25 protein-coding genes are annotated in these 25,708 nt (G+C 62.9%); 22 read left to right on the top strand and 3 right to left on the bottom strand.

Annotation, left to right across the window (positions count from 1 at the left end; all coding sequences use genetic code 11):
* Nucleotides 1–27: 27 nt before the first annotated feature.
* The 14 genes from eno to ACR65N_RS00200 all read left to right on the top strand — a co-directional run bounded on the left by eno (nt 28) and on the right by ACR65N_RS00200 (nt 11,972).
* The gene (eno, locus tag ACR65N_RS00265; RefSeq protein ID WP_430303496.1) at nt 28–1,302 is read left to right on the top strand and encodes a phosphopyruvate hydratase; all 1,275 of its coding nucleotides are present in this window, start codon (nt 28–30) and stop codon (nt 1,300–1,302) included.
* 159 nt (nt 1,303–1,461) lie between these two features.
* On the top strand, nt 1,462–1,779 hold the full coding sequence (locus ACR65N_RS00260) for an FtsB family cell division protein (protein WP_440455317.1): 318 nt from the start codon (nt 1,462–1,464) through the stop codon (nt 1,777–1,779).
* A gap of 149 nt (nt 1,780–1,928) precedes the next feature.
* On the top strand, nt 1,929–2,972 hold the full coding sequence (gene pdhA, locus ACR65N_RS00255; protein ID WP_430303498.1) for a pyruvate dehydrogenase (acetyl-transferring) E1 component subunit alpha: 1,044 nt from the start codon (nt 1,929–1,931) through the stop codon (nt 2,970–2,972).
* Between the two features lie 19 nt (nt 2,973–2,991).
* Nucleotides 2,992–4,419, top strand: coding sequence for a pyruvate dehydrogenase complex E1 component subunit beta (locus ACR65N_RS00250; protein WP_440455316.1), 1,428 nt, complete (start codon nt 2,992–2,994; stop codon nt 4,417–4,419).
* A gap of 26 nt (nt 4,420–4,445) precedes the next feature.
* A complete protein-coding gene (locus ACR65N_RS00245) occupies nt 4,446–4,724 on the top strand; it encodes a hypothetical protein (protein WP_440455315.1) in 279 nt (92 codons plus the stop codon).
* A gap of 1 nt (nt 4,725) precedes the next feature.
* Nucleotides 4,726–6,120: a pyruvate dehydrogenase complex dihydrolipoamide acetyltransferase gene (locus tag ACR65N_RS00240; protein WP_440455314.1), complete on the top strand. Its 1,395-nt coding sequence runs from the start codon at nt 4,726–4,728 to the stop codon at nt 6,118–6,120.
* Nucleotides 6,121–6,140: 20 nt separating this feature from the next.
* The gene (locus tag ACR65N_RS00235) at nt 6,141–6,632 is read left to right on the top strand and encodes a Panacea domain-containing protein (protein ID WP_440455313.1); all 492 of its coding nucleotides are present in this window, start codon (nt 6,141–6,143) and stop codon (nt 6,630–6,632) included.
* A 64-nt stretch (nt 6,633–6,696) separates the two neighbouring features.
* The gene (locus ACR65N_RS00230; protein WP_440455312.1) at nt 6,697–7,377 is read left to right on the top strand and encodes a hypothetical protein; all 681 of its coding nucleotides are present in this window, start codon (nt 6,697–6,699) and stop codon (nt 7,375–7,377) included.
* A gap of 7 nt (nt 7,378–7,384) precedes the next feature.
* The gene (locus tag ACR65N_RS00225; protein ID WP_440455311.1) at nt 7,385–8,023 is read left to right on the top strand and encodes an SGNH/GDSL hydrolase family protein; all 639 of its coding nucleotides are present in this window, start codon (nt 7,385–7,387) and stop codon (nt 8,021–8,023) included.
* Between the two features lie 90 nt (nt 8,024–8,113).
* Nucleotides 8,114–8,380, top strand: a complete 267-nt coding sequence (locus tag ACR65N_RS00220) for an HP1242/YdcH family protein (RefSeq protein ID WP_440455310.1) — start codon at nt 8,114–8,116, stop codon at nt 8,378–8,380.
* Between the two features lie 84 nt (nt 8,381–8,464).
* Nucleotides 8,465–9,928: a dihydrolipoyl dehydrogenase gene (gene lpdA / locus ACR65N_RS00215; protein WP_440455309.1), complete on the top strand. Its 1,464-nt coding sequence runs from the start codon at nt 8,465–8,467 to the stop codon at nt 9,926–9,928.
* 159 nt (nt 9,929–10,087) lie between these two features.
* A complete protein-coding gene (locus tag ACR65N_RS00210; protein WP_430303506.1) occupies nt 10,088–10,333 on the top strand; it encodes a GlsB/YeaQ/YmgE family stress response membrane protein in 246 nt (81 codons plus the stop codon).
* A 35-nt stretch (nt 10,334–10,368) separates the two neighbouring features.
* Nucleotides 10,369–11,343: a lipoyl synthase gene (gene lipA / locus ACR65N_RS00205; RefSeq protein ID WP_440455308.1), complete on the top strand. Its 975-nt coding sequence runs from the start codon at nt 10,369–10,371 to the stop codon at nt 11,341–11,343.
* A 185-nt stretch (nt 11,344–11,528) separates the two neighbouring features.
* The gene (locus tag ACR65N_RS00200; protein WP_430303508.1) at nt 11,529–11,972 is read left to right on the top strand and encodes a type II toxin-antitoxin system RatA family toxin; all 444 of its coding nucleotides are present in this window, start codon (nt 11,529–11,531) and stop codon (nt 11,970–11,972) included.
* Here ACR65N_RS00200 and ACR65N_RS00195 read toward each other — a convergent pair.
* Together ACR65N_RS00195 and ACR65N_RS00190 are read right to left on the bottom strand one after the other, a co-directional pair.
* Nucleotides 11,963–12,463 carry a CinA family protein gene (locus tag ACR65N_RS00195; protein ID WP_440455307.1) on the bottom strand — a complete coding sequence of 167 codons (501 nt, stop codon included), beginning with the start codon at nt 12,461–12,463 and terminating at the stop codon, nt 11,963–11,965. The two genes, ACR65N_RS00200 and ACR65N_RS00195, sit on opposite strands and share 10 nt — an antisense overlap.
* Nucleotides 12,460–13,656, bottom strand: coding sequence for a bifunctional 2-C-methyl-D-erythritol 4-phosphate cytidylyltransferase/2-C-methyl-D-erythritol 2,4-cyclodiphosphate synthase (locus ACR65N_RS00190; protein WP_440456092.1), 1,197 nt, complete (start codon nt 13,654–13,656; stop codon nt 12,460–12,462). The genes ACR65N_RS00195 and ACR65N_RS00190 overlap by 4 nt, the downstream gene beginning before the upstream one ends.
* A 190-nt stretch (nt 13,657–13,846) precedes the next feature.
* Between ACR65N_RS00190 and dusB the strand changes: the two genes are divergently transcribed.
* From dusB to hflX, 8 genes are all read left to right on the top strand, one after another.
* Nucleotides 13,847–14,845 carry a tRNA dihydrouridine synthase DusB gene (gene dusB / locus ACR65N_RS00185; protein ID WP_440455306.1) on the top strand — a complete coding sequence of 333 codons (999 nt, stop codon included), beginning with the start codon at nt 13,847–13,849 and terminating at the stop codon, nt 14,843–14,845.
* Nucleotides 14,842–15,993: a two-component system sensor histidine kinase NtrB gene (locus ACR65N_RS00180; RefSeq protein WP_430303511.1), complete on the top strand. Its 1,152-nt coding sequence runs from the start codon at nt 14,842–14,844 to the stop codon at nt 15,991–15,993. The genes dusB and ACR65N_RS00180 overlap by 4 nt, the downstream gene beginning before the upstream one ends.
* The gene (ntrC, locus tag ACR65N_RS00175) at nt 15,990–17,441 is read left to right on the top strand and encodes a nitrogen regulation protein NR(I) (protein ID WP_430303512.1); all 1,452 of its coding nucleotides are present in this window, start codon (nt 15,990–15,992) and stop codon (nt 17,439–17,441) included. Before ACR65N_RS00180 ends, ntrC begins: the two co-directional genes overlap by 4 nt.
* Before the next feature lie 193 nt (nt 17,442–17,634).
* Nucleotides 17,635–19,902, top strand: coding sequence for a sensor histidine kinase NtrY-like (locus ACR65N_RS00170; RefSeq protein WP_440455305.1), 2,268 nt, complete (start codon nt 17,635–17,637; stop codon nt 19,900–19,902).
* Nucleotides 19,892–21,256, top strand: coding sequence for a nitrogen assimilation response regulator NtrX (gene ntrX, locus ACR65N_RS00165; RefSeq protein ID WP_430303514.1), 1,365 nt, complete (start codon nt 19,892–19,894; stop codon nt 21,254–21,256). Before ACR65N_RS00170 ends, ntrX begins: the two co-directional genes overlap by 11 nt.
* Before the next feature lie 60 nt (nt 21,257–21,316).
* Nucleotides 21,317–22,693 (top strand): Trk system potassium transporter TrkA, encoded by a 1,377-nt coding sequence (gene trkA / locus ACR65N_RS00160; RefSeq protein ID WP_430303515.1) that lies wholly within the window; start codon nt 21,317–21,319, stop codon nt 22,691–22,693.
* A gap of 297 nt (nt 22,694–22,990) precedes the next feature.
* Nucleotides 22,991–23,233, top strand: a complete 243-nt coding sequence (gene hfq / locus ACR65N_RS00155; protein WP_056335505.1) for an RNA chaperone Hfq — start codon at nt 22,991–22,993, stop codon at nt 23,231–23,233.
* A 271-nt stretch (nt 23,234–23,504) separates the two neighbouring features.
* On the top strand, nt 23,505–24,845 hold the full coding sequence (hflX, locus tag ACR65N_RS00150) for a GTPase HflX (protein WP_440456091.1): 1,341 nt from the start codon (nt 23,505–23,507) through the stop codon (nt 24,843–24,845).
* Here hflX and ACR65N_RS00145 read toward each other — a convergent pair.
* Entirely contained in the window at nt 24,842–25,570 is a 729-nt protein-coding gene (locus tag ACR65N_RS00145; RefSeq protein WP_440455304.1) for a class I SAM-dependent methyltransferase, read from the bottom strand. The genes hflX and ACR65N_RS00145 overlap by 4 nt on opposite strands.
* Between the last annotated feature and the right edge of the window lie 138 nt (nt 25,571–25,708).

Raw genomic sequence — 25,708 nt, 5'->3', positions numbered from 1 at the left:
TACCCACCTTGAAGCATGGAGGCTTTCATGACTGCCATCACAGACATCATCGCGCGCGAGATCCTGGACAGCCGCGGTAACCCGACCGTCGAGGTCGACGTCCATCTCGAAGACGGCAGCATGGGTCGGGCAGCGGTACCTTCCGGGGCATCCACCGGCGCCCACGAGGCGGTCGAACTGCGCGACGGCGGCCCGCGCTATCACGGAAAGGGTGTCGAGAAGGCAGTCGAGGCGGTCAACGGCGAGATCTTCGACGCACTCGGCGGCCATGATGCCGAAAACCAGATCCTCATCGACAACCTGATGTGCGATCTCGACGGCACGCCAAACAAGTCGCGGCTTGGCGCCAATGCAATCCTCGGCGTCTCGCTCGCCGTTGCCAAGGCCGCCGCCGAAGCCACCGGCCTGCCGCTCTTCCGCTATGTCGGCGGCCCGAACGCCCGCCTCCTGCCGGTGCCGATGATGAACATCATCAATGGCGGCGCGCATGCCGACAACCCGATCGACTTCCAGGAATTCATGATCATGCCGGTCGGCGCCGAAGACCTTCGCGACGCCGTGCGCATGGGTTCGGAAGTCTTCCATGTGCTGAAGAAGGAACTGGCGGCCGGTGGCCACAACACCAATGTCGGCGACGAAGGCGGCTTTGCGCCGGGCCTGAAGAGCGCACCGGAAGCCCTCGATTTCATCATGAAGTCCATCGAGAAGGCCGGCTACCGCCCGGGCGACGACATCCACCTGGCGCTCGACTGCGCCTCGACGGAATTCTTCAAGGATGGCAAATACGCCATGGAAGGCGAAGGCCGCACGCTGGAGCCGGAAGCCATGGCCGACTACCTGGCCGAACTGGCTGCCAGGTACCCGATCATCTCGATCGAGGACGGCATGGCCGAGGACGACTGGGACGGCTGGAAATACCTCACCGACAAGATCGGCAAGAAGGTGCAGCTGGTCGGCGACGATCTCTTCGTCACCAACTCCGCGCGCCTGCGCGACGGCATCAAGATGGGCGTCGCCAACTCCATCCTCGTCAAGGTCAACCAGATCGGCTCGCTGACGGAAACCCTGGACGCGGTCGAGACGGCGCACAAGGCGGCCTACACCGCCGTCATGTCGCACCGTTCGGGCGAGACCGAGGATTCGATCATCGCCGATCTCGCGGTCGCCACCAATTGCGGGCAGATCAAGACCGGCTCGCTGTCGCGCTCCGACCGCATGGCCAAGTACAACCAGCTGATCCGCATCGAAGAGATGCTCGGCCCGCAGGCAGCCTTTGCCGGTCGCTCCATCCTGCGCGCCTGAGTCGTCCTCGGCCGCGTTGATGATACCGCGAGGCGGGACCCTGCTGGGTTCCGCCTTTCGTCGTTGAAGGGCCCAGCGCGTTCGTCGGCCGGGGCAACGATTGATTAAGCAAGTTCTGCGAGTTTGACGTTACGTAATGCGTTGCAGGACTGCCATCGAATGTGGACCAAACACCATAAACAGAGAAAGCTCGGCCGCCTGGTCCTGCCGGCGATCACCATCGCCTTCCTCGGCTACTTCGGCTACCACTCGGTGCATGGCGAACTCGGGCTCATCGCCACCGAAAAATTTGAACGCGTGCGTCTTGAACGGTCAGCCGATCTTGCCAAATTGGTCGAAAGGCGCGAAGCGCTGGAGCGACAGGTTCAGTTGCTGAGTGACGGTTCGCTGGAGAAGGACATGCTGGACGAAACGGCGCGCTACCAGTTGAACGTGTCACGGGCCGACGAGATCGTCATCTTCAACAGCTACTTCTGAATTAACCGGAAGTCAGTTAAACGGCCATTTTCCCAGCTATTTCATAGCCTTGTATATCATGTGAGCCATGCATTTATGGCATTGCTGGGGCGCGCTTTCTTGCTTATTGTGCGCGCAACCAATCAAACAAGTACGCAGGGAGGTTATGAATGGCGCCGAAACTGTTCGCGTCCGCAGTCGGTCGCAAGGCCGCAGCGAAGCCTGCAAAGTCTTCCAACGGTGGTCCCATCGCCGAATTCGAAAAGGCCGACGAGCTCAAGGCCTACCGCGAGATGCTTCTCATCCGCCGCTTCGAGGAAAAGGCCGGCCAGCTTTACGGCATGGGCTTCATCGGCGGCTTCTGTCACCTCTACATCGGTCAGGAAGCTGTCGTCGTCGGCATGCAGATGGCCCAGAAGGAAGGCGATCAGGTCATCACGGCCTATCGTGACCACGGCCACATGCTCGCTTGCGGCATGACGGCGCGTGGCGTCATGGCCGAGCTTACCGGACGTCGCGGCGGCTATTCGCGCGGCAAGGGCGGCTCGATGCACATGTTCTCCAAGGAAAAGAACTTCTACGGCGGCCACGGCATCGTCGGCGCCCAGGTGTCGCTCGGCACTGGTCTGGCCTTCGCCAACAAGTATCGCGGCAACGACAGCGTCTCGGTCGCCTATTTCGGTGACGGCGCGGCCAACCAGGGCCAGGTCTACGAGAGCTTCAACATGGCGGCGCTGTGGAAGCTGCCGATCATCTATATCGTCGAGAACAACCGCTATGCGATGGGCACGTCGACTGCCCGCGCCACGGCGCAGTCGAACTACTCGCTGCGCGGCTCCGGCTTCGGTATTCCCGGCATCCAGGTCGACGGCATGGACGTGCGCGCCGTCAAGGCGGCCGGTGACGAGGCGCTCGAGCATTGCCGTTCCGGCAAGGGCCCGATCATCCTCGAAATGCTGACCTACCGGTATCGCGGCCACTCGATGTCGGACCCGGCCAAGTACCGGACGAAGGAAGAAGTGCAGAAGATGCGCTCCGAGCAGGATCCGATCGAACAGGTCCGCCTGCGTCTTCTCGAACGCGACTGGGCCAGCGAAGACGAGCTGAAGGCGATCGACAAGGAAATCCGCGACATCGTGTCCGACAGCGCCGATTTCGCCCAGGCCGATCCGGAGCCGGATGTATCCGAGCTCTACACCGACATTCTGCTGTGATCGCGGGGAGGGAACTATAATGCCAATCGATATCCTGATGCCCGCGCTTTCTCCGACGATGGAGGAAGGCACGCTGTCCAAGTGGCTTAAGAACGAGGGTGACAAGGTCACCTCCGGCGACGTCATCGCCGAGATCGAGACCGACAAGGCGACTATGGAAGTGGAAGCCGTCGATGAAGGCGTGATCGGCAAGCTGCTGGTCGCGGCCGGCACCGAGAACGTCAAGGTAAACACCAAGATCGCCGTGCTGCTCGCCGAAGGCGAAACCGTCGACGACATCGGCAGCGAGAAGCCGGCGGCAACGCCCAAGGCCGATGCCGATACGCCGGCCGCGACGGAAGATGCCGCTGGCGGCAAGGCCCGTGAAGCCGCTGAAGAACCTTCGGCGACGAAGGATGCTGCCAAGGTTCCGGCGCAGCCGAAGATCGATATCGCTGCCGATCCGGATATCCCGGCTGGCACCGAGATGGTCTCGACCACCGTGCGCGAAGCATTGCGCGATGCGATGGCCGAAGAGATGCGCCGCGACGAGAACGTCTTCGTCATGGGCGAGGAAGTTGCCGAGTACCAGGGCGCCTACAAGATCACGCAAGGTTTGCTGCAGGAATTCGGTGCCAAGCGCGTCGTCGACACGCCGATCACCGAGCACGGCTTTGCCGGCGTCGGCGTCGGTGCGGCGATGGCCGGGCTGAAGCCGATCGTCGAGTTCATGACCTTCAACTTCGCCATGCAGGCGATCGACCAGATCATCAACTCCGCCGCCAAGACGCTCTACATGTCGGGTGGCCAGATGGGCGCTCCGATCGTCTTCCGTGGCCCGAACGGTGCAGCCGCCCGCGTCGGCGCCCAGCACAGCCAGGATTTCTCCGCCTGGTACAGCCAGATCCCGGGGCTCAAGGTCGTCATGCCGTATACGGCAGCAGACGCCAAGGGCCTGCTGAAGGCAGCCATACGCGATCCGAACCCGGTCGTCTTCCTCGAAAACGAGATCCTTTACGGTCAGCATTTCGACGTACCGAAGATGGACGATTTCGTCCTGCCGATCGGCAAGGCGCGCATCCACAAGACCGGCAAGGACGTCACCATCGTCTCCTGGGGCATCGGCATGACCTATGCGGTCAAGGCGATCGCCGAACTGGAGAAGGACGGCATCGACGTCGAACTGATCGATCTGCGCACGCTGCGTCCGATGGATCTTCCGACCGTCATCGAATCGGTCAAGAAGACCGGCCGTCTCGTGACCGTCGAGGAAGGTTACCCGCAGAACTCGGTCGGTACCGAAATCGCCACCCGCGTCATGCAGCAGGCGTTCGACTATCTCGATGCGCCGGTCCTGACGATCGCCGGCAAGGACGTTCCGATGCCGTACGCGGCAAACCTTGAGAAGCTCGCTCTGCCGAATGTCGGCGAAGTGGTCCAGGCGGTGAAGACCGTCTGCTACAAGTAAGGGAAGGGCCGATGCCGAAATCGTCCGTGAAGCAGATCCTGCCGGTTTCAGGTTCGTGGTTCAGAGTTCTCGGAACCAAGGATAGCCCGGTTCTGGAAAGGGTCGTGTTCTGGGCCCTGCTCAAGACCGAGGACACCGAAGTCATCGTCGGTGTTCCGCGCGAGGAGATCGGCGTGATCGGTGCCGTGGACGGCTGGCTGGAAGACGTTGCCGGGTACATCGAAGTGCCAATCGAGCAAGTCGCCCGGCTGATGGAAAATCCGGAAGAACTTGCGCAGTTCGAACTTGTGTGGGCGGAGGATTAATATGCCAATCAACATCACCATGCCCGCCCTGTCGCCGACCATGGAAGAGGGCAACCTCGCCAAGTGGCTCGTCAAGGAAGGCGATAAGGTCAAGTCCGGCGACGTGATCGCCGAAATCGAAACCGACAAGGCGACGATGGAAGTCGAGGCCGTTGACGAGGGCACGGTCGCCAAGATCGTGGTCCCGGCCGGCACCGAGGCGGTCAAGGTCAACGCCCTGATCGCCATCCTCGCCGAAGAAGGCGAAGACGTTGCTGCTGCTGCGGCAGGCGGTGATTCTGCACCGGTGCCGAAGGCTGAGGCTGCGAAGACGGATGCCGTCTCCGAGGCACCGAAGGCTGATGCGCCGAAGGCCGAGGCTGAACCGGCGCAAGCCGGCGCACCGATCGCCGATGCTGCACCGGCACCGTCGACACCTGCGCCGAAGGCCGAAGACGGCAGCCGTCTCTTCTCGTCGCCGCTCGCCCGTCGGTTGGCCAAGGAAGCCGGGCTCGACCTGTCGCAGGTCTCAGGCTCCGGTCCGAAGGGCCGCATCGTCAAGTCGGACATCGAAAAAGCAGTTGCCGGCGGATCCGCCAAGCCGGCCCAGGCGCCTGCCGCCGGCGGATCTGCGGCACCGGCACCGGCACCCGCCATGGCCAAGGGCGCTTCCGATGAGAGCGTGCTCAAGCTGTTCGCCGAAGGCTCGTATGAGCTTCTGCCACATGACGGGATGCGCAAGACCATCGCGTCGCGCCTCACCGAGTCGAGCCAGACAGTCCCGTCCTATTTCGTCTCGATGGATTGCGAGATCGACGCGCTGCTCAAGCTGCGTGCCGAGATCAACAAGTCGTCGCCGATGAAGAAGACCGACAAGGGCGAGGTTCCGGCCTTCAAGCTGTCGGTCAACGACTTCATCATCAAGGCGATGGCATTGGCGCTGCGTGACGTTCCGATGGCGAACGCCTCCTGGACCTCGACCGCGCGCGTCATGCACAAGCATTCCGACGTCGGTGTCGCGGTATCCATTCCGGACGGGCTGATCACGCCGATCATCCGCAAGGCCGAGACCAAGACGCTGTCGGTCATCTCCAACGAGGTGAAGGACCTGGCCCGCCGCGCGCGCGACAAGAAGCTGAAGCCGGAAGAATACCAGGGCGGCACGACGTCGGTGTCGAACCTCGGCATGTTCGGGGTCTCCAACTTCACGTCGATCGTCAACCTGCCGCAGGCCTCGATCGTGTCGATCGGTGCCGGTGTCGAGAAGCCGGTCGTCAAGAACGGCGAGATCAAGATCGCGACGATCATGACGGTTACCTTCGCCTTCGATCACCGCGTCATCGACGGGGCGCTCGGTGCGGAACTGGCGTCTGCCTTCCAGCGGCACATCCAGAACCCGATGGGCATGCTGGTGTGAAAAAGGAGGACGCTCTTGAGGTGTCAGAAGTAGTGAATTGGCTGTTGTTGAATTACAGCAGCAGCCAATTTTCATTGACGAACCTCAAGCTCAATAAGCTGGTCTACTTTCTGCACGGAGTTTCACTGGCTCGCGAAGAAGCGCCACTGATAAGGAATAGACTTGAATGTTGGAAAAACGGCCCCGTAGTGTCCTCGTTGTATCATCGATTGAAGAATTTCGGGGATAGAGACGTCACGCAACTGATGTCCTTTCAAAATTACGAGACTGGCGAATTCGAACCTGTTTCTTCAGCTAGAGCTGAATTGCGGATATCGCCCGTTCTAATGAAGGCGAGCCAGTTTTTTGTAGCGAAATCATCATCTTGGTTGGTTTCAGAAACTCACAGAAAGGATGGCCCTTGGTTCCGGAAGTATCGGGGTGAGGAAAAGGAAGCTTCGGATTTGGTGCTCTCTGACATCGAGATAGCGGAACATTTTGCCAACATTTATGGGGGGAAGCGGCTCAACTGACTTGTTTCGCCGATATTGGTCGCTTTATTGATTAGTAGCGGCTGATTCGAACGAGGTGCTTTCTATGAGCGTCAAGACCTTTGAAGCATTGGATATAATGCGATTTGCTACTCCCAACGTCTTTGACATAGACGTGATGCAAACTGCCTCAAATCCTGAGTTCTTGGCGTATCTGGGAGGTCGAGGTTGGGGCTCATACAGGCCCGTTTGGACGCGGATGCCAAGAATTTGGCGAGCGCCGTTATCAGATGAGGAAATTACAAGCTGGTGGAAAACCGCGTGGTTAATCGACGGTATGAAGTCACTTCGTGATCAATATAAGGCGGAGGGGCGTTGGTATCCGGTTTCGCAAGATCCGAGAACAGTTGGTGGCCTGCGGGTAAAGACGAGTATTCGGGGCATCTTGTTTACTAAGGATTTCGGCGCTGAATTGCATGTCATTAATCCGCGCAAGTCTCAACGCGTTGATGTTAGGCACCTTGGTTTTCTAGCTCGCGCCGCTTACGAGGAGCTAGGGGTTGATGATCCAAATTCTCCGACAGTTGCGGTTCTCGATATGGGTAGCAAGAAGCGAAATAAGCTAAGAGATATGACGATGTATCGCGGAGATGTAATTGAAATGATGGACGCAAATCATTTTTTACATGCAGTGAATTCGTTCATGGATGCGCTGAAGATCGCTAGTTCAGTTACGTACGGGGATTTGAGGCGCGTAAGTGCTTCGGATTTCCGGGTCATTGGGTGAGTTGAGTATGCGTTCCGTTCTGGCTTACGGCGACAGCCTGACCTGGGGATACGATCCGTCGTCTCTCTCCAGGCACGCCTACGAGGATCGCTGGCCGAACGTGCTGCAGGTGGCACTCGGGCCGTCGGTCAACGTCATCGCCGAGGGTCTGAACGGCCGTACGACCGCCTACGACGATCATCTCGCCGACTGCGAGCGCAATGGCGCCAAGCTGCTGCCGAGTATCCTGGAGACGCATGCGCCTCTGGATCTTGTCATCCTGATGCTCGGCACCAACGACCTGAAGCGCGGACCGGCAGGATCGGCCTTCGCGGCGGTGCGCGGCATGAAGCGGCTGGTCAACATCGTCCGCTATCATGTCTGGTCGAGCGATTTTGATGCGCCGGACATTCTTCTCGTGGCGCCGCCGAAGGTCTGCGAGACGGCGAATGCACCGTTCGCTGCAATGTTTCGTGATGCGCTCGAGGAATCGGCGATGCTCGCCAGCCTCTACCGCGATCTGGCCGACGAGACCGGATGTGGCTTCTTCGACGCCGGCTCGGTGGCTGAGACGACGCCGCTCGACGGCATCCATCTGGATGCCGAGAATACCCGCTCCGTGGGGCGCGGGTTGGAGCCGATCGTGCGCATGATGCTGGGGCTGTGACGCAGCTTCGGCAGGTTTGATCAGGGTCAAGGAGCAAGGGCAGAGATTGATTGTAGCATGGCCGTCTCATCCACATATGGAGGACGGACCATGTCGAACACGCCGCACCACCTCGCCGAAGAATTTCCGGAACACCTGGTGCAGATGCGCCATCTCCGGACGATCGACGGGCACTTCCACCGCATTGCGGCGGAATACGAGGATGTCAATCATCGCATCCATCTGGCCGAGGCGGGTATCGAGCCCTCCGACGATGTGGTGATGTCGACAATGCGCAAGCGCCGTCTGGCGTTGAAGGACGAAATATACGGGATGTTGATGCGGGCAGAGCCGCAGACCGAGCAGAGCGAGGTCTGACGCCAGCCAAAGCTTCCACTCCCTCGACTGAAGAAGAAGACGGCTCCGGCCGTTTCGCAAGGTTCTCAAGGAGTGCAAGCGCCAATGGCTCAATCCTACGACGTCATCATCATCGGTTCTGGCCCCGGCGGCTATGTCACGGCCATCCGCGCGGCGCAGCTCGGCCTGAAGACGGCCATCGTCGAGCGCGAACACCTGGGCGGCATCTGCCTCAACTGGGGCTGCATCCCGACCAAGGCTCTTTTGCGGTCCGCCGAAGTGCTGGACAATGCCAATCACGCTAAAGCCTACGGCCTGACGCTGAACGGCACCATGACGGCCGACGTCAAGGATGTCGTGGCTCGTTCGCGCGGCGTCTCGGCACGCCTCAATGGCGGCGTCGGCTTCCTGATGAAGAAGAACAAGATCGACGTTATCTGGGGCGAGGCGAAGCTCACCAAGCCCTCTTCCGGTTCGCAGATGGCCGAGATTGTCGTCGGCAAGATGACCAAACCGGTCGTCCAGCCGCAGAACCCGGTGCCGAAGGGCGTGCTGGGCGAGGGCACCTACACCGCCAAGCACATCATCGTTGCGACCGGCGCCCGTCCGCGGGCACTGCCGGGAATCGAGCCGGATGGCAAGCTGATCTGGACCTATTTCGAGGCCATGAAGCCGGACGTCATGCCGAAGTCCATGGTGGTCATGGGTTCGGGCGCGATCGGCATCGAGTTTGCCTCCTTCTACCGCTCGATGGGCGTCGACGTGACGGTCGTCGAGCTGATGGCCAACATCATGCCGGTCGAGGATGTGGAAATTTCCACCTTCGCCCGCAAGCAGCTTGAAAAGCGCGGCCTGAAGATCATCACCGAAGCGAAGGTGACGAAGGTCGAGAAGGGCGCGGACTCGATCACCGCGCATATCGAGACCAAGGACGGCAAGATCCAGCAGATCACCGCCGACCGGCTGATTTCGGCTGTCGGCGTCCAGGGCAACATCGAGAACCTCGGGCTCGAGACGCTGGGCGTCAAGACCGACCGCGGCTGCATCGTCATCGACGGCTACGGCAAAACCAATGTCGACGGCCTCTATGCGATCGGCGACGTTGCCGGGCCGCCGATGCTCGCCCACAAGGCCGAGCATGAAGGCGTCATCTGCATCGAGAAGATCGCCGGTGTGCCGGGCGTCCATCCGATGGAGAAGAGCCGCATTCCTGGCTGCACCTACTGCAATCCGCAGGTCGCATCGGTCGGTCTGACGGAAGCCAAGGCCAAGGAAGCCGGCCGCGAAATCCGCGTCGGCCGCTACTCGTTCGCCGCCAACGGCAAGGCGATCGCGCTTGGCGAGGACCAGGGCATGGTGAAGACGATCTTCGACAAGAAGACCGGCGAACTGCTGGGCGCCCACATGGTCGGCGCCGAGGTGACGGAGCTGATCCAGGGTTTCGTCGTGGCAATGAACCTCGAGACGACGGAAGAGGAGCTGATGCACACGATCTTCCCGCATCCGACGCTCTCCGAGATGATGAAGGAAAGCGTGCTGGACGCCTATGGACGCGTGCTGAACGCCTGAGACAGCAGGCGAATTCTTGGCCGCGATGCGCGCGCGCTCAATGCTGAAGGTCAGGGGCCTGGCGAGAGACACTCGCCTGGCCCCTGCGGAATGGACGGCATATTGCGATTGGCTGGCGGCCCGCCCATATTTCGGCCACAGCGCGAACGGGAGTGACGGATGGGTGTGGGTTGGTTTGCGGCGATTATCATCGGCGGTCTGGCGGGTTGGCTCGCCGGGAAGCTGATGGATATGCGCTTCGGCCTGTTGATGAACATCGTGATCGGCATCGTCGGCGCGGTGCTTGCCAACGCCATCTTTGCCCGCGCCGGCATCTATGTCGCCAGCGGTTGGCTGGGTTACCTGGTGACGGGTTTCATCGGCTCGTGCATTTTGTTATTCGTCGCCAAACTCGTCAGGCGCTGACAGCGTTTCGCGCGAGCGGTTGAAAGCAGGTTCTAATGGTCACTATTCTCGATCGGATCACGCCGGACGATGCCAAGCGCGTCCGCCACCCGGAAAAGGCCCATCGCCCCGATACCGAGGTGATGCGCAAGCCGGAATGGATCCGCGTCCGCGCGCCGACCTCGAAGGGCTACCACGAAACCCGCGAACTCGTGCGCAGCCATAAGCTGGTGACGGTATGCGAAGAGGCCGGCTGCCCGAACATCGGCGAGTGCTGGGACAAGAAGCACGCGACCTTCATGATCATGGGTGAGATCTGCACCCGTGCCTGCGCCTTCTGCAATGTCGCGACCGGCAAGCCCAACGCGCTCGACATGGACGAGCCGGAGAATGTCGCCAAGGCCGTCCGGCAGATGGGCCTCAGCCACGTCGTCATCACCTCCGTCGACCGCGACGATCTGGAAGACGGCGGCGCCGAGCATTTCGAGAAGGTGATCTGGGCGATCCGCGCCGCGTCGCCGCTCACCACCATCGAGATCCTGACACCGGACTTCCTGAAGAAGCCGGGTGCGCTGGAGCGCGTCGTTGCCGCCAAGCCCGACGTCTTCAACCACAACATGGAAACCGTGCCCGGCAACTATCTGACCGTCCGCCCGGGTGCACGCTACTTCCATTCGGTGCGGCTCTTGCAGCGGGTGAAGGAACTGGATCCGACGATGTTCACCAAGTCTGGCATCATGGTCGGGCTCGGCGAGGAGCGCAACGAAGTGCTGCAGCTGATGGACGACCTGCGCACCGCCGAAGTGGATTTCCTTACCATCGGCCAGTACCTGCAGCCGACCAAGAAGCACCACGCCGTGATGAGCTTCGTGACGCCCGAGGAATTCAAGTCCTACGAGACGGTCGCCTACACCAAGGGCTTCCTGATGGTGTCGTCGAGCCCGCTCACCCGCTCGTCGCACCATGCCGGCGACGATTTCGCCCGGCTGAAGGCGGCGCGCGAGCGCAAGCTTCTGATTGCTGCCGAGTAATCCGTGGCAGGCGCCCGGCCTTCCGGGCGCCTCGACATCCCGGCTGACGACGAACGCCGATCTCCGGCTGCACCGGCCGGAGCACCAAACGCAGCGGACCTGATCCGCAGATCCTTGCTCAACCCGTGGATCCGAGCGACCAAGTGTCACTTGCCAACTGACCCGCGCGCCATTAGCTCAAGACCATGCCAAAGTTCGAAAATCATCGCCCCGTCCGGCATTCGCCAGAAAACATGTTCGCGCTGGTCGCCGACATCGAGAAGTATCCGCAGTTCCTGCCGCTCTGCGATGCGCTGAGCATCCGCTCGCGCAAGGAACGGGACGGCAAGACGCTGCTGCTCGCCGACATGACGGTCGGCTACAAGGCGATCCGCGAGACGTTCACGACGCAGGTGCTGCTCAACCCTGCGGAACTGACGATCGACGTCAAATACATCGAGGGGCCGTTCAAGTATCTCGACAACCGCTGGCATTTCACGCCTTCGCCTGAAGGCTGTGTCGTCGACTTCTTCATCGACTACGAGTTCAAGAGCCGTATTCTCGGGGCGGTGATGGGATCGATGTTCGATCGCGCCTTCCGCATGTTCGCCGAGGCGTTCGAGCAGCGGGCCGACAAGATCTACGCCTGAGCGATTTCCATCAGCATGGAGAGTGCCGTCTCGACGGTCGAAAGGCGGATGCCCTGGCGTCCGAGGTCGCCGTAGCGCATCTCCTTGTGGATCAGCCTTCCATCCTTGCAGGCGGCTGCCAGGTGCACGAGGCCGACGGGCTTCTCCACCGATCCGCCACCGGGTCCGGCGATACCGGTGACGGCAATCGACACATGAGCGCGCGAGCGCATCAGCGCGCCCTTGGCCATCTGCAGAGCCGTCTCGCGGGAGACGGCGCCGAACGTGTCGAGCGTTTCGGCCTGAACCCCCAGCAGATCCATCTTCGCAGCGTTGCTATAGGTGACAAAGCCGCGGTCGACCACCGCCGAGGAGCCGGACACTTCGGTCAAGGCTCCGGCAATCAGGCCGCCGGTGCACGATTCCGCCGTCGACGCCATCCAGCCGCGCGCGCCGTAGAGGCCGACCACCGCCTGCGCCTGTGCGTCGATCGCCGGCGGGAACAGGCTCACGTTTCGAGCCTCCCGTAGATGACCGTTGCCGTGGCGATGGCGGCGATGCCTTCCTTGCGGCCGATGAACCCGATCTTCTCGTTGGTCGTCGCCTTGACCGAGCATCTGTCGAGCGAGATGCCGAGCACTTCGGCGAGATTGGCGCGCATTGCGGCGCGGTGCGGGGAAACCTTGGGCGCCTCGGCAATCAGCGAGATATCGGCATTGGTGATGATGCCGCCGCGACGGCGGACAATCTCCGCCGCATGGGCGAGGAAGATGCGCGATGCCGCACCCCGCCATTGCGGATCCGTCGGCGGAAAATGGTCGCCGATATCGCCTTCGCCGCAGGTGGCGAGCAGCGCGTCGGTCAGCGCGTGCAGGGCCACGTCCGCATCGGAATGGCCGCTGAGCGTCTGGTCGTGAGGAATGAACACGCCGCAGAGCGTCACGCCGTTGCCCGGAACCAGTTGGTGCACGTCGTATCCGTTGCCGGTGCGCACGTCCGGAAGGGCGGGGTGACGGGATAGCTTCTCATCGGCCATGGCGATATCTCTCTGCAGCGTAAGCTTGGTGTTGTCGACGGAGCCTTCCACCAGCATGACCGTCATGCCACACCATTCGGCGATGGCGGCGTCGTCGGTGAAGTCGTCGCGTCGTAGCGCGGCCGCCTTCCCGTGGGCGGCGCGAATGGCTGACAGCGAAAAGCTCTGCGGCGTCTGTGCCGCGTAGAGCCCGGCGCGCGGCACGGTCTCGTGCACCACGCCGTCGGCGCCAATGCGCTTCAGCGTGTCGGTGACGGGGAGCGCCGGCAGCACCGCCTCGTGACCGTCTTCGAATGCGGCGGCGATCCGGTCCATCAGCGCGTGGTCGAGGAACGGCCGCGCCGCGTCGTGGATCATCACATGCGTCGCATCGGTCGCCGACAGTACCTTCAACCCGGCGAACACCGATTGCTGGCGGGTCGCGCCGCCGGGTGTCGTGCTGATTCTCGCCGCTCCGTCCAAGCCGCGCACCGCGCTCGCAAACAGCGCCTCATCGTCGGGATGCAGGACGACCACCACCGGTCCGCTCCGCTGCCAGGAAAGGCAGGTCCTGACCGCGTGGCGGATGACCGCTTCGCCGCCGATGCTGCGATATTGCTTCGGACCTTCCTCCGGCGAGCCGGCGCGTTCCCCGCGTCCTGCCGCGACGACGACGATGCCGATTGTCATGTCTGTCACTGTTCGACCTGCTTCCCGAGATTCATTGGCGGAGGGAATTGACAGCGGAGAACTATAGACTCAAATGCCGCTTTTCCAGCACGACGCCTAGAAATAACGCACATCGGGATTAGGCCTTGGCAAATGCCCAAAGTGTGAATAAAAATCGTGCATATGTCTTTTCTGCCCGAAAGATCATCATTTGAAAGCCATAGATCTCGCCTCGCCACTGTCCATCGGGCGCATCACCATCGCCAACCGGATTGTGCTGGCGCCGATGTCCGGCGTCACCGACCTGCCGTTCCGGCAGATTGCCTGGCGTCACGGTGCCGGCCTGGTGGTGACGGAAATGGTGGCGAGCCGCGAGCTTGCCCACAACAAGGGCGAGAGTTGGGAACGGCTGAAGGGCGCCGGCATCGACCCGCACATGGTGCAGCTTGCTGGCCGCGAAGCCCACTGGATGGCCGAGGCCGCGCGCATCTCGGAAGCCAACGGTGCCGACATCATCGACATCAACATGGGCTGTCCGGCAAAGAAGGTGACGGGCGGCTATTCCGGCTCAGCCTTGATGCGCGATCCGGATCATGCGCTGTCGCTGATCGAGGCCGTCGTCGGCGCGGTCTCGGTGCCGGTGACCGTGAAGATGCGTCTCGGCTGGGACGAGAATTCCCTGAATGCGCCGCAGATCGCCAAGCGCGCCGAAGATGCCGGCGTTCAGCTGGTGACCGTCCATGGGCGCACCCGCATGCAGTTCTATGAGGGACGCGCCGACTGGGATGCCATTCGCCGGGTGCGCGACGTCCTCTCCATCCCGCTGATCGCCAATGGCGATGTCGAGACGGTCGAGGACGCGCACGAAATCCTCTCACGCTCCGGCGCCGACGCGGTGATGCTTGGCCGTGGCGCCCAGGGCCGTCCATGGCATCCGGGCGTTCTGGCCGGCCACGCCGCGCCAAGCCCCGCCGAAAGCGCCGAGATCGCCTGCGCCCACTATGAACACATGCTGGACTTCTACGGCCTTGAGGCCGGGCTGCGGCATGCGCGCAAGCATGTCGGCTGGTATCTCGACCGGCACGCGCCGCAGGCTGCCGCTGCGTCCAAGGCGAAGCTGATGACCGAGAGCAATCCGCATGTGGTGCTGCGCGTCCTCGCCGAGCAGCTTTCAGACAATTCCGGCGAAGCCTGCAAGGAGGCCGCATGAACGCGAAATCGCCAGACACGGGCAGCGGCAACGCGCTTGCCATGGCCGTGCTGAACTCGGTCCAGAACCCGGTCATCCTCGTCGATGTCGACGGGCGGATCGCCTTCGCCAATTGGGAAGCGGAAGCCTTCTTCGGCGCCAGCGCGCCGCATCTGGCAAAGAACAAGATCTCCACCTTCATTCCATTCGGCAGCCCGCTTCTGGCGCTGATCGACCAGGTGCGCGAGCGCAAGGCGCCGGTGAACGAGTACCGGGTCGACCTGTCCTCGCCGCGGCTCGGCCAGGAAAAGCTCGTCGACCTCTATGTGGCGCCCGTCGTCAGTGAACCGGGCTCGGTCGTCGTCGTCTTCCAGGAGCGCTCGATGGCCGACAAGATCGACCGGCAGCTGACGCACCGCGCCGCGGCCCGCTCGGTCACCGGTCTCGCCTCCATGCTGGCGCACGAGATCAAGAACCCGCTGTCGGGCATCCGCGGCGCAGCCCAGCTGCTCGAGACCTCGGTTCCGGACGAGGACCGTCCCCTGACGCGGCTGATCTGCGACGAGACCGACCGCATCGTTTCGCTCGTCGACCGAATGGAAGTGTTTTCCGACGAGCGCCCGGTGGACCGGATCGCGCTCAACATCCATTCGGTGCTCGATCACGTGAAGGCGGTGGCCAAGGCCGGGTTTGCCCGCGACATCAAGATCCACGAAAACTACGATCCGTCGCTGCCGCCGGTCTATGCCAATCGCGACCAGCTGGTGCAGGTGTTCCTCAACCTCATCAAGAACGCCGCCGAGGCGGTGGCCGGGCAGCCGGACGGCGAGATCATGCTGACCACCGCCTATCGCCCCGGGATCAGGCTTTCGGTGGCCGGCACGCGCGAAAAAATCTCGCTGCCGCTGGAATTCTGCGTCATCGACAACGGACCCGGCGTGCCGACCGATCTTCTGCCGCATCTGTTCGATCCGTTCATCACCACCAAGACGAACGGCTCCGGCCTCGGACTTGCCCTCGTCGCCAAGATCATCGGCGGCCACGGCGGCATTGTCGAGTGCGACAGCCAGGCGCGCCGCACCATCTTTCGCGTATTGATGCCCATGCACAAGGACGACGGTTTCCACGATGAGATCCGTTCCTTGACCACGACAGGAAGCTCGAAATGACCGCTACCATTCTTGTAGCCGATGACGATGCGGCCATCCGCACGGTGCTGAACCAGGCACTGACTCGCGCCGGCTATGATGTCCGCATCACCTCGAATGCCGCCACCCTGTGGCGCTGGATCTCGGCAGGCGAGGGAGATCTCGTCGTGACTGACGTCGTGATGCCCGACGAGAATGCCTTCGACCTCCTGCCGCGCATCAAGAAGGCCCGGCCGGAGCTTCCGGTGCTGGTGATGAGCGCCCAGAATACCTTCATGACGGCGATCAAGGCCTCGGAGAAGGGCGCCTACGACTACCTGCCGAAGCCGTTCGACCTCACTGAACTGATCGCCATCATCGGCAGGGCGCTCGCCGAGCCGAAGCGCAAGCCGGCGAAACTCGACGACGATATGCAGGACGGCATGCCGCTCGTTGGCCGTTCGGCGGCGATGCAGGAAATCTACCGGGTACTGGCCCGCCTGATGCAGACGGACCTGACGCTGATGATCACCGGCGAATCGGGCACCGGCAAGGAACTGGTGGCGCGCGCGCTGCATGATTACGGCAAGCGTCGGAACGGTCCGTTCGTCGCCATCAACATGGCCGCAATCCCGCGCGACCTGATCGAATCGGAGCTTTTCGGCCACGAGAAGGGAGCTTTCACCGGCGCCCAGAACCGCTCGACCGGCCGCTTCGAGCAGGCCGAGGGCGGCACGCTGTTCCTGGACGAGATCGGCGACATGCCGATGGATGCCCAGACGCGCCTGCTGCGCGTTCTGCAGCAGGGCGAGTACACGACGGTCGGCGGTCGCACGCCCATCCGCACCGATGTGCGCATCGTTGCGGCGACCAACAAGGATCTCAAGCAGCTGATCAACCAGGGCCTCTTCCGCGAGGACCTCTATTACCGGTTGAACGTCGTGCCGTTGCGCCTGCCGCCGCTGCGCGATCGCGCCGAGGACATCGCCGATCTGGTGCGTCACTTCATGCAGCTCGGCGAAAAGGAAGGCCTCGACGCCAAGCGGTTTGACAACGAAGCGCTGGACATCATGAAGGGCTACGCCTGGCCGGGAAACGTCCGGGAGCTCGAAAACCTCGTGCGGCGGCTGATGGCGCTCTATCCGCAGGATGTCATCACCCGCGAGATCATGGAATCTGAACTGCGCTCCGACGTTCCCGACAGCCCGATCGACAAGATGGGTGCCCGTCAGGGCAATCTCACCATCGCCCAGGCGGTGGAAGAGAACATGCGCAGCTATTTCGCCGGCTTCGGCGATGGGCTGCCGCCGCCCGGCCTCTACGACCGGGTCCTGACCGAGATGGAGTATCCGCTGATTCTGGCCGCCCTCACGGCCACCCGCGGCAATCAGATCAAGGCAGCGGACCTCCTCGGCCTCAACCGCAACACGCTGCGCAAGAAGATCCGCGAGCTCGGTGTCTCGGTCTATCGCAGCTCGCGCAGCTCCTGATCCGGCACCGCTTGACTCCATCTCGTCATTCGTTGCATTTTCGCCACAAAGCGTTGCTCAATAGCAACGCAGACGCCGAAGGGCGGGGTTGTGCGTCGTTCGGTGCGGAATGTTCCGCGTGTGCAGCGACCCGGCCGGCCGGTTCTCTTTGATTTCAGGATCGCCGCGACAGCGGGGACGGGAGTGGTTACGCATGACCGATGGCTTGCCAACGACCGTCAGCGATGAGCTGGCGATGTCGGTGCAGGATCGACGAGCGTCCTTCGCGCTGCCCGGCCTGCTGCTGGCTGGCGGTGCGCTCCTGTGCGCCATCCTGACGCTCTTCGTGCTGCTCGGCCTGACACCGATTGCGCCGACCAGCAATGTCGTCATCGCATCGGCCGTACTCAACGCGCTCTTCATTCTCGGCCTGATCTACCTGATCGCCCGTGAAGTCGGCCGGCTGATCCGTGCCCGCCGCCGCGGCCGTGCGGCAGCCCGCCTGCATGTGCGGATCGTCGTCCTGTTCTCCATCGTCGCCATCACGCCGGCGGTTCTGGTGGCGATCTTTGCCAGCATCACCCTCAATGTCGGCCTCGACCGGTGGTTTTCGCTGCGCACCCAGTCGATCGTCCAATCGTCGCTGGATGTCGCGCGCGCCTACATGCTGGAAAATGCCAGCTACCTGCAGGGCCAGACCGTGTCGATGGCAAACGACCTCGAGCGCAACCGGCCGATGTTCTATCTCGACCGCACCGGCTTCGTCGACCTGATGACGCGCCAGGCACGCGGCCGCGGCATGCTCGGCGCCTTTCTGGTGCGCGAGGACGGCGCTGCCATCGCCCAGGCCGATATCAAGACCGAAAAGCCGTTGCCCGCCGTGCCCGCCGATGCGCTCGCGACCTCGGCCGCCGGCCAGCCGACGCTCATCCCGCCTGGCGTCACCAATCTCGTCGGCGCCATCATCAAGCTCGAGGCGTTGCCGGGCTCGTTCCTCTATACGATCCGCGCCGTCGATCCGAAGGTGATGTCGGCGATGCGGCTGATGGAAGACAACCGCGCCGAATACCAGGCGATGGAGGCGGGGCGCATGAGCCTGCAGCTCGCCTTCGCGGTGCTCTATCTCGGCTTTGCGCTGATCGTCCTCCTGGCAGCGATCTGGACGGCGATCGCTGTCGCTGACCGGATCGTGCGGCCGATCCGGCTGCTGATCTCGGCGGCAGACAACGTCGCGACCGGCAATCTCAACGTCGTGGTGCCCGTGCGCTCGGCCGACGGCGACGTCGGCAACCTGTCGCGGACCTTCAACAAGATGATCTCGCAGATCCGCAGCCAGCGCGACGAGATCCTGGTCGCCAAGGACGAGGTCGACGACCGTCGGCGGTTCATCGAGGCGGTGCTCTCGGGCGTTACGGCCGCCGTCATCGGCGTCGAGGACGACCATCGCATCTCGATCGTCAATCCGTCCGCCGAAGAGTTTTTGGGGCTGACCGAGGACGAACTGATCGGCCAGCAGCTTGTCGATGTGGCACCGGAGATTGACCAGGTGCTGAAGGAGGCGACGGGCAGGGCGCGCAACGACTTTCGCAAGGAAGTGAACCTCATGCGCCGCGGCAAGGAGCGGACGCTGAGCGTCCAGGTGACGCGCGAGGAGAGCCGCAGCACGGCGGAATCCTACGTCATCACCCTAGACGACATCACCGACCTGGTGATCGCCCAGCGGTCGACTGCCTGGGCCGACGTTGCCCGCCGCATTGCCCACGAAATCAAGAACCCCCTGACGCCGATCCAGCTGTCGGCCGAGCGGCTGAAGCGCCGTTACGGCAAGCAGATTGACGAGAGCGACCGCGCCGTCTTCGACCAGTGCACCGATACCATCGTCCGCCAGGTCGGCGATATCGGCCGCATGGTCGACGAGTTCTCGTCGTTCGCGCGCATGCCGAAGCCGACGAAGGAGCGCTCCGATCTGCGCGACATCCTGCGCGATGCGCTGTTCCTGCGCGAGATGGGCGAGAGCCACGTGGAATTCCTGCGCGAGCTTGGCGACAAGCCGCTGGAAGGCCTGTTCGACGCGCGCATGCTCGGCCAGGCGTTCGGCAACCTCATAAAGAACGCCGTCGAGGCGATCGAAGCAGTGCCGAGCGACGTCGAGCGCGACGGTCGCAAGGTGCTGGTACGCGCCACCTTCGACGAAGTCCGGGACATTTTCCAGATCGACGTCATCGACAACGGCAACGGACTGCCGGTGGAAAACCGTCACCGGATCCTGGAACCGTACATGACGATGCGCGACAAGGGCACCGGCCTTGGTCTGGCGATCGTCAAGAAGATCATCGAGGAACACGGTGGGCAGCTCGAACTGCACGATGCGCCCGCCGATTTCGATCATGGCAGAGGCGCCATGATCCGGGTGCTGCTGCCGCATGCGCATGTGGCGTCGGCGTCCGAAACTGCAAACAAGGAAGTGGCATATGGCGTCTGATATTCTGGTCGTGGATGACGAGGCCGATATCCGGGATATCGTGTCTGGCATCTTGTCGGACGAGGGCCACGAAACCCGTGTGGCCCACGATAGCGACAGCGCGCTTGCAGCCATTTCGGATCGCGTCCCGCGGCTGGTGTTTCTCGACATCTGGATGCAGGGCAGCAAGCTTGACGGTCTGGCTTTGCTTGACGAGGTGAAGGTCCGCCATCCGGACCTGCCGGTGGTGATGATCTCGGGCCACGGCAATGTCGAGACGGCGGTGTCCGCCATCAAGCGTGGTGCCTTCGATTTCATCGAGAAGCCGTTCAAGGCGGATCGCCTGATCCTGATTGCCGAGCGGGCTCTCGAAAATTCCAAGCTGAAGCGCGAAGTGACGGAACTGAAGCGCCGCACGGGCGATGCCGCCGAACTGGTCGGCACGTCTGTGGCGATCTCGCAGCTTCGCCAGACGATCGACAAGGTGGCGCCCACCAACAGCCGCATCATGATCCTCGGGCCGTCGGGCTCCGGCAAGGAACTCGTGGCGCGGATGATCCACAAGAAGTCGTCGCGCGCCGGCGGCCCGTTCGTGGCGCTGAACGCCGCGACCATCACGCCGGACCGCATGGAAGTGGCGCTGTTCGGCACCGAGGGCGTGCCGGGACAGGCGCGCAAGATCGGTGCGCTCGAAGAGGCCCATCGCGGTATCCTCTATCTCGACGAAGTCGGCGAAATGCCGCGCGAAACGCAGAACAAGATCCTGCGCGTGCTGGTCGACCAGCAGTTCGAGCGGGTCGGCGGCTCCAAGCGCGTCAAGGTCGATGTCCGCATCATCTCGTCGACGGCCTATCATCTGGAAAGCCTCATCGCCGAGGGCAGTTTTCGCGAAGACCTCTATCACCGGCTGGCCGTCGTGCCGGTCAAGGTGCCGGCGCTTGCCGAGCGGCGCGAGGACGTACCGTTTCTCGTCGATATGTTCATGCGCCAGATCTCCGAGCAGGCGGGTATCCGCCCGCGCCGCATCGGCGAGGATGCGATGGCGGTTCTCCAGGCCCATGACTGGCCGGGCAATATCCGTCAACTGCGCAACAACATCGAGCGGCTGATGATTCTCGCCCGCACCGATGGCCCCGACACGCCGATTTCAGCCGACATGCTGCCGACCGATCTCGGCGACATGCTGCCCAAGGTGTCGTCCAAGGGCGATCACCACATCATGACGCTGCCGCTGCGCGAGGCGCGCGAAATGTTCGAGCGCGACTATCTGGTGGCGCAGATCAACCGTTTTGGCGGCAACATCTCGCGCACGGCGGAATTCGTGGGCATGGAGCGCTCGGCGCTGCACCGGAAGCTGAAGTCGCTGGGCGTCTGATCGCCGGTCAAAGGCGACTGATGCAGAACTGGCACCCGGTCCGGCACTGAAAGGCAGACGATGAAGGTGATAATTTGCGGGGCGGGGCAGGTCGGTTACGGCATTGCCGAGCGCCTGTCGCAGGAAAAGAATGAGGTCTCGGTCATCGACACCTCGGCGGCGCTGATCAACGGCATCACCGAGACGCTCGACGTGCGCGGCTACGTCGGTCACGGCGCGCATCCGGACGTGCTGGACAAGGCCGGTGCCGAACACGCCGACATGATCATCGCCGTGACGCTCTACGACGAGGTGAACATTGTCGCCTGCGAAGTGGCGCATGCACTGTTCAGCGTGCCCACGAAGATCGCCCGCATCCGCGCCCAGAGCTACCTGATGCCCGAATATGCCGACCTGTTCAGCAGCAAGAACATGTCGATCGACGTGACCATCTCGCCGGAGATCGAGGTCGGCAAGATGATCCTCCGGCGGATCTCCTTTCCCGGCGCCACAGATGTCGTGCGGTTTGCCGAAGACAACATCGCCATGGTCGCCATTGAATGCATGGAAGACTGCCCGGTGATCAGCACGCCGCTCGAGCAGTTGAGCCAGCTGTTTCCGGATCTGGTGGCGACGGTGGTCGGCATCTACCGCGACGGTCGGCTGATGGTGCCGCGTTCCGGCGATCAGCTGCAGCCGGGCGACCTTGCCTATGTCATCTGCCGGCGCGATCACACCCGCCGCACGCTCGGCCTGTTCGGCCACGAGGAGCAGGAGGCGGCCCGCATCGTTATCGCCGGAGCCGGCAATATCGGCTACTACGTCGCCCGCCGCATCGAGGAGATGCAGCCGAAGGTGCATGTGAAGCTGATCGAGACAGACCGCGAGCGCGCCGTGGCGGTCGCCGAAAAACTGCGGCATGCGGTGGTGCTGCACGGCTCGGCACTCGATCAGGCGATCCTGCAGCAGGCGGATATCCAGGATGCCGACCTGATGGTGGCGCTGACCAACAGCGACCAGGTCAACATCCTCGGCGGAGTCATGGCCAAGGCGCATGGCTGCAAGTCGAGCCTGGTGCTGGTGAACTCGTCGTCGCTCGGCGATGTGTCGAGTTCGCTGAACATCGATTCGCTGATCAACCCGCGCGCGGTGACCATTTCGCGGGTTCTCCAGCATGTCCGCAAGGGGCGTATCCGTTCGGTCTATGCGGTGCAGAATGGCGCCGCGGAGATCATCGAGGCCGAGGCGCTCGAAACCTCGCCGCTCGTCGGGCGGTCGTTCCGTGAGCTCGACCTGCCGGCCGGCATCCGCATCGGCGCGATCTACCGCAACGGCGAAGTGCTGCGTCCCGACGGCTCGACGAAGATCAAGGCCCGCGACCGGGTGGTGCTGCTGGCGACCTCCCGCTCAGTGCGCGACGTCGAGCAGCTGTTCCGGGTCTCCATCCAGTATTTCTGAGCGTCCTGCCGATCTGCCAGTCCAGTGGGTAGTCGACGCGCGACATGCTGCCTTCGGGACGCACGCGTACCGCTCGGTTCGTCTGCCCCCGCATCTCGCCTGCGACGGGCTCTGTCAGCCTTGGCACCGGCCGCCTGCGTGACGCGTCGCACCCGTTTATTCGGCGTTGCGGAACACACGGTGATTTGATAACCAACTGTGTGGACGGCGGGGGCAGGAGAGGGTTTTGCCGCGGTCTTTTCCGAACGACATCAATATCCCGGCGCATCTGCCGGCAAGAAAGAAAGAAGCGGCGCTATGGCGGAACGTTCTCAGAATCTTCAGGACCTGTTTCTCAACACGGTCCGGAAGCAGAAAATCTCATTGACTATCTTCCTCATCAACGGCGTCAAGCTGACCGGCGTTGTCACCTCGTTCGACAACTTCTGCGTCCTGCTGCGCCGGGACGGCCACTCGCAGCTTGTCTACAAGCACGCGATCTCGACCATCATGCCCGGCCAGCCGATGCAGATGTTCGAAAGCGAGGAAAGCGCGGCCTGACAGGCCGATCGTCCTGCCGGTGGGTGCCCGTTGAATTTTTCGACCTTCGGTCCCATTTGAGGATTGGACACGGGTGCGGGGCCGACGACGATGTCGATCGGGCCCTGCAACCGCCAGCACTGCCGGCGGTTATGCCCACGCCAATTCCGCACCCCACCGAAGCGGCCGGCACTGCCGGACACGCACTGCATGACGAAGGACGACGGCAATAGCCACACGCGATACATCCAACGAATCCCTCGTGCCGGAACTCGAGAAGCACCGCGACGACATGCGCGCGCTGGTGCTCGTTCCGGTGCTGAAACAATCACGAGCCCAGCATCACGCACAGTCGGAAGCGGCCCTGGCATCGCCGCGCCGGTCCGATGAAGCGCGTCTGGAAGAGGCGATCGGTCTGGCGCGCGCCATCGACCTCACCATCGTCAAGGGGTTGATCGTCACGGTCGCCCAGCCGCGCCCGGCGACCCTGATCGGCACCGGCAAGATCGAAGAGATCAAGCAGCAGCTCGACGAGGAAAATGCCGGCCTGGTCATCGTCGACCACCCGCTGACGCCGGTTCAGCAGCGCAACCTGGAGAAGGAGTGGAACGCCAAGGTCGTCGACCGCACCGGCCTGATCCTGGAAATCTTCGGCCGCCGCGCCTCCACCAAGGAAGGCACGCTGCAGGTCGATCTGGCGCACCTCAACTACCAGAAGGGCCGTCTGGTCCGCAGCTGGACCCACCTTGAACGCCAGCGCGGTGGCGCCGGCTTCATGGGCGGCCCCGGCGAAACGCAGATCGAGGCCGACCGCCGTCAGCTGCAGGATCGCATCATCAAGCTCGAGAAGGAACTGGAGCAGGTGGTGCGCACGCGCCAGCTGCACCGGGCCAAGCGCCGCAAGGTGCCGCATCCAATCGTGGCGCTGGTCGGCTATACCAATGCCGGCAAGTCGACGCTGTTCAATCGCATCACCGGTGCCGGGGTCCTGGCCGAAGACATGCTGTTTGCCACGCTCGACCCGACGCTCAGGCGGATGAAGCTGCCGCAGGGCCGCACGGTTATCATGTCCGACACTGTCGGCTTCATCTCCGACCTGCCGACGCATCTGGTCGCAGCCTTCCGGGCGACGCTCGAAGAGGTTCTGGAAGCCGACCTCGTGCTGCACGTGCGCGACATGTCGGATCCGGACAATGCCGCCCAGTCGGCGGACGTGCTGCGCATTCTCGACGATCTCGGCATCGACGAGAAGGAACGCGACGAGCGCATCATCGAGGTCTGGAACAAGATGGACAGGCTTGAGCCGGAAGCTCACGATGCCGTTGTCGAACGGGCAGCCGGTCGGCAGAACGTCATGGCGGTCTCGGCGATCACCGGCGAGGGTGTCGACGCGCTGATGGACGAGATCTCCCGGCGCCTGTCGGGTGTGCTGACGGAGGCGACGATTGTTATTCCGCCGCAGAAGCTGTCGCTGGTCTCGTGGATCTACGAGAACGCCGTCATTGACGGTCGCGAAGACCGCGAGGATGGTTCCGTCGCCTTCGACCTTCGGCTCTCCGAGCAGCAGGCAAACGCGCTGGAGCAGAAGCTCGGGATCCTGCCGCTTCCCGAGAAAGAGGAGTGGGAGCGCTAGACGCTCCCGTCCCCTCGGGTCCGACCGCGATCCCGGTTGATCGCGTAGATCAACAGCCGCGTCGAACGGCGATCGCCGATCTCCCACACTTCGTCCGGCTCGACGCCCGGCACGGCAAAACTGTTCGACACGAGCAGGCTGCCGGGTTTCATCTCCTGGCGCGCCTTCTCCCACAACGCCGCCATCGGCTCCGGTGACAGGAAGGCATAAACGACATCCTCTTGCGAAAGCTCTGTCTTCCACAGGTCCTGCCGCAGGATCCGGCCCCGGCCCGAGAGCTTCGACATCAAAGCCGAGACAGCCCACACGAGCGGCGCCGTCTCGACGCCGCTGGCGCTGCGCCCGTTGCCGTCGACCGCCCGCACCACGCCGCCCAGTCCCGAGCCGATGTCGAGAAACCGCCGGCCGCCTTTCTCCTCCATCAGCGCAATCAGCGCCTCCGCCGTCTTGCGGTTGCTGAGGTAGAGCGGCACGCGTTCCTTGGCGGTATTCGAAAACAGCAGGGCGAGAACGAGGAATGCGAGACCGAAGGGCCAGGCTGGCAGGCCGGGCACGGAGAGCGTCAGACAGACCGCGACGGGGAACAGGACGGCAATCCACCGCCACCACACTGGCAGTCGTGCGTATCGGCTGATGAGCAGTGCCACGGCGATCTGGACCGCCAGCGCCAGGCCCAGAAGGACCGGTGGTGGCAGGATGCCCGCACCGGCTCGGGCAACGGTCAACGCTGCGACAGCAGCAACAATCTGGGCTAGCGCCGCCGCGGAAAGCGGAGACCTGCCTATGCGTCTGACGGGCGGCATGCTGCGTGCGAAGGCCTGTATCGGGTCGTCCGGCGAACAGGACGAAGTCTCTGTGAAGGG

Source organism: Rhizobium sp. SAFR-030 (assembly GCF_059415005.1).
The sequence above is the reverse complement of the archived record's forward strand: the minus strand, read 5'-3'. Positions and strand labels throughout refer to the sequence as shown.

Excerpts from the sequence above, each read along its gene's own strand:
- eno (WP_430303496.1), top strand. The coding sequence starts at position 28 with ATGACTGCCATCACAGACATCATCGCGCGCGAGATCCTGGACAGCCGC.
- ACR65N_RS00260 (WP_440455317.1), top strand. The coding sequence starts at position 1,462 with ATGTGGACCAAACACCATAAACAGAGAAAGCTCGGCCGCCTGGTCCTG.
- pdhA (WP_430303498.1), top strand. The coding sequence starts at position 1,929 with ATGGCGCCGAAACTGTTCGCGTCCGCAGTCGGTCGCAAGGCCGCAGCG.
- ACR65N_RS00250 (WP_440455316.1), top strand. The coding sequence starts at position 2,992 with ATGCCAATCGATATCCTGATGCCCGCGCTTTCTCCGACGATGGAGGAA.
- ACR65N_RS00240 (WP_440455314.1), top strand. The coding sequence starts at position 4,726 with ATGCCAATCAACATCACCATGCCCGCCCTGTCGCCGACCATGGAAGAG.
- ACR65N_RS00230 (WP_440455312.1), top strand. The coding sequence starts at position 6,697 with ATGAGCGTCAAGACCTTTGAAGCATTGGATATAATGCGATTTGCTACT.
- ACR65N_RS00225 (WP_440455311.1), top strand. The coding sequence starts at position 7,385 with ATGCGTTCCGTTCTGGCTTACGGCGACAGCCTGACCTGGGGATACGAT.
- ACR65N_RS00220 (WP_440455310.1), top strand. The coding sequence starts at position 8,114 with ATGTCGAACACGCCGCACCACCTCGCCGAAGAATTTCCGGAACACCTG.
- lpdA (WP_440455309.1), top strand. The coding sequence starts at position 8,465 with ATGGCTCAATCCTACGACGTCATCATCATCGGTTCTGGCCCCGGCGGC.
- ACR65N_RS00210 (WP_430303506.1), top strand. The coding sequence starts at position 10,088 with ATGGGTGTGGGTTGGTTTGCGGCGATTATCATCGGCGGTCTGGCGGGT.
- lipA (WP_440455308.1), top strand. The coding sequence starts at position 10,369 with ATGGTCACTATTCTCGATCGGATCACGCCGGACGATGCCAAGCGCGTC.
- ACR65N_RS00200 (WP_430303508.1), top strand. The coding sequence starts at position 11,529 with ATGCCAAAGTTCGAAAATCATCGCCCCGTCCGGCATTCGCCAGAAAAC.
- ACR65N_RS00190 (WP_440456092.1), bottom strand. The coding sequence starts at position 13,656 with ATGACAATCGGCATCGTCGTCGTCGCGGCAGGACGCGGGGAACGCGCC.
- ACR65N_RS00180 (WP_430303511.1), top strand. The coding sequence starts at position 14,842 with ATGAACGCGAAATCGCCAGACACGGGCAGCGGCAACGCGCTTGCCATG.
- ntrC (WP_430303512.1), top strand. The coding sequence starts at position 15,990 with ATGACCGCTACCATTCTTGTAGCCGATGACGATGCGGCCATCCGCACG.
- ACR65N_RS00170 (WP_440455305.1), top strand. The coding sequence starts at position 17,635 with ATGACCGATGGCTTGCCAACGACCGTCAGCGATGAGCTGGCGATGTCG.
- ntrX (WP_430303514.1), top strand. The coding sequence starts at position 19,892 with ATGGCGTCTGATATTCTGGTCGTGGATGACGAGGCCGATATCCGGGAT.
- trkA (WP_430303515.1), top strand. The coding sequence starts at position 21,317 with ATGAAGGTGATAATTTGCGGGGCGGGGCAGGTCGGTTACGGCATTGCC.
- hfq (WP_056335505.1), top strand. The coding sequence starts at position 22,991 with ATGGCGGAACGTTCTCAGAATCTTCAGGACCTGTTTCTCAACACGGTC.
- hflX (WP_440456091.1), top strand. The coding sequence starts at position 23,505 with ATGCGCGCGCTGGTGCTCGTTCCGGTGCTGAAACAATCACGAGCCCAG.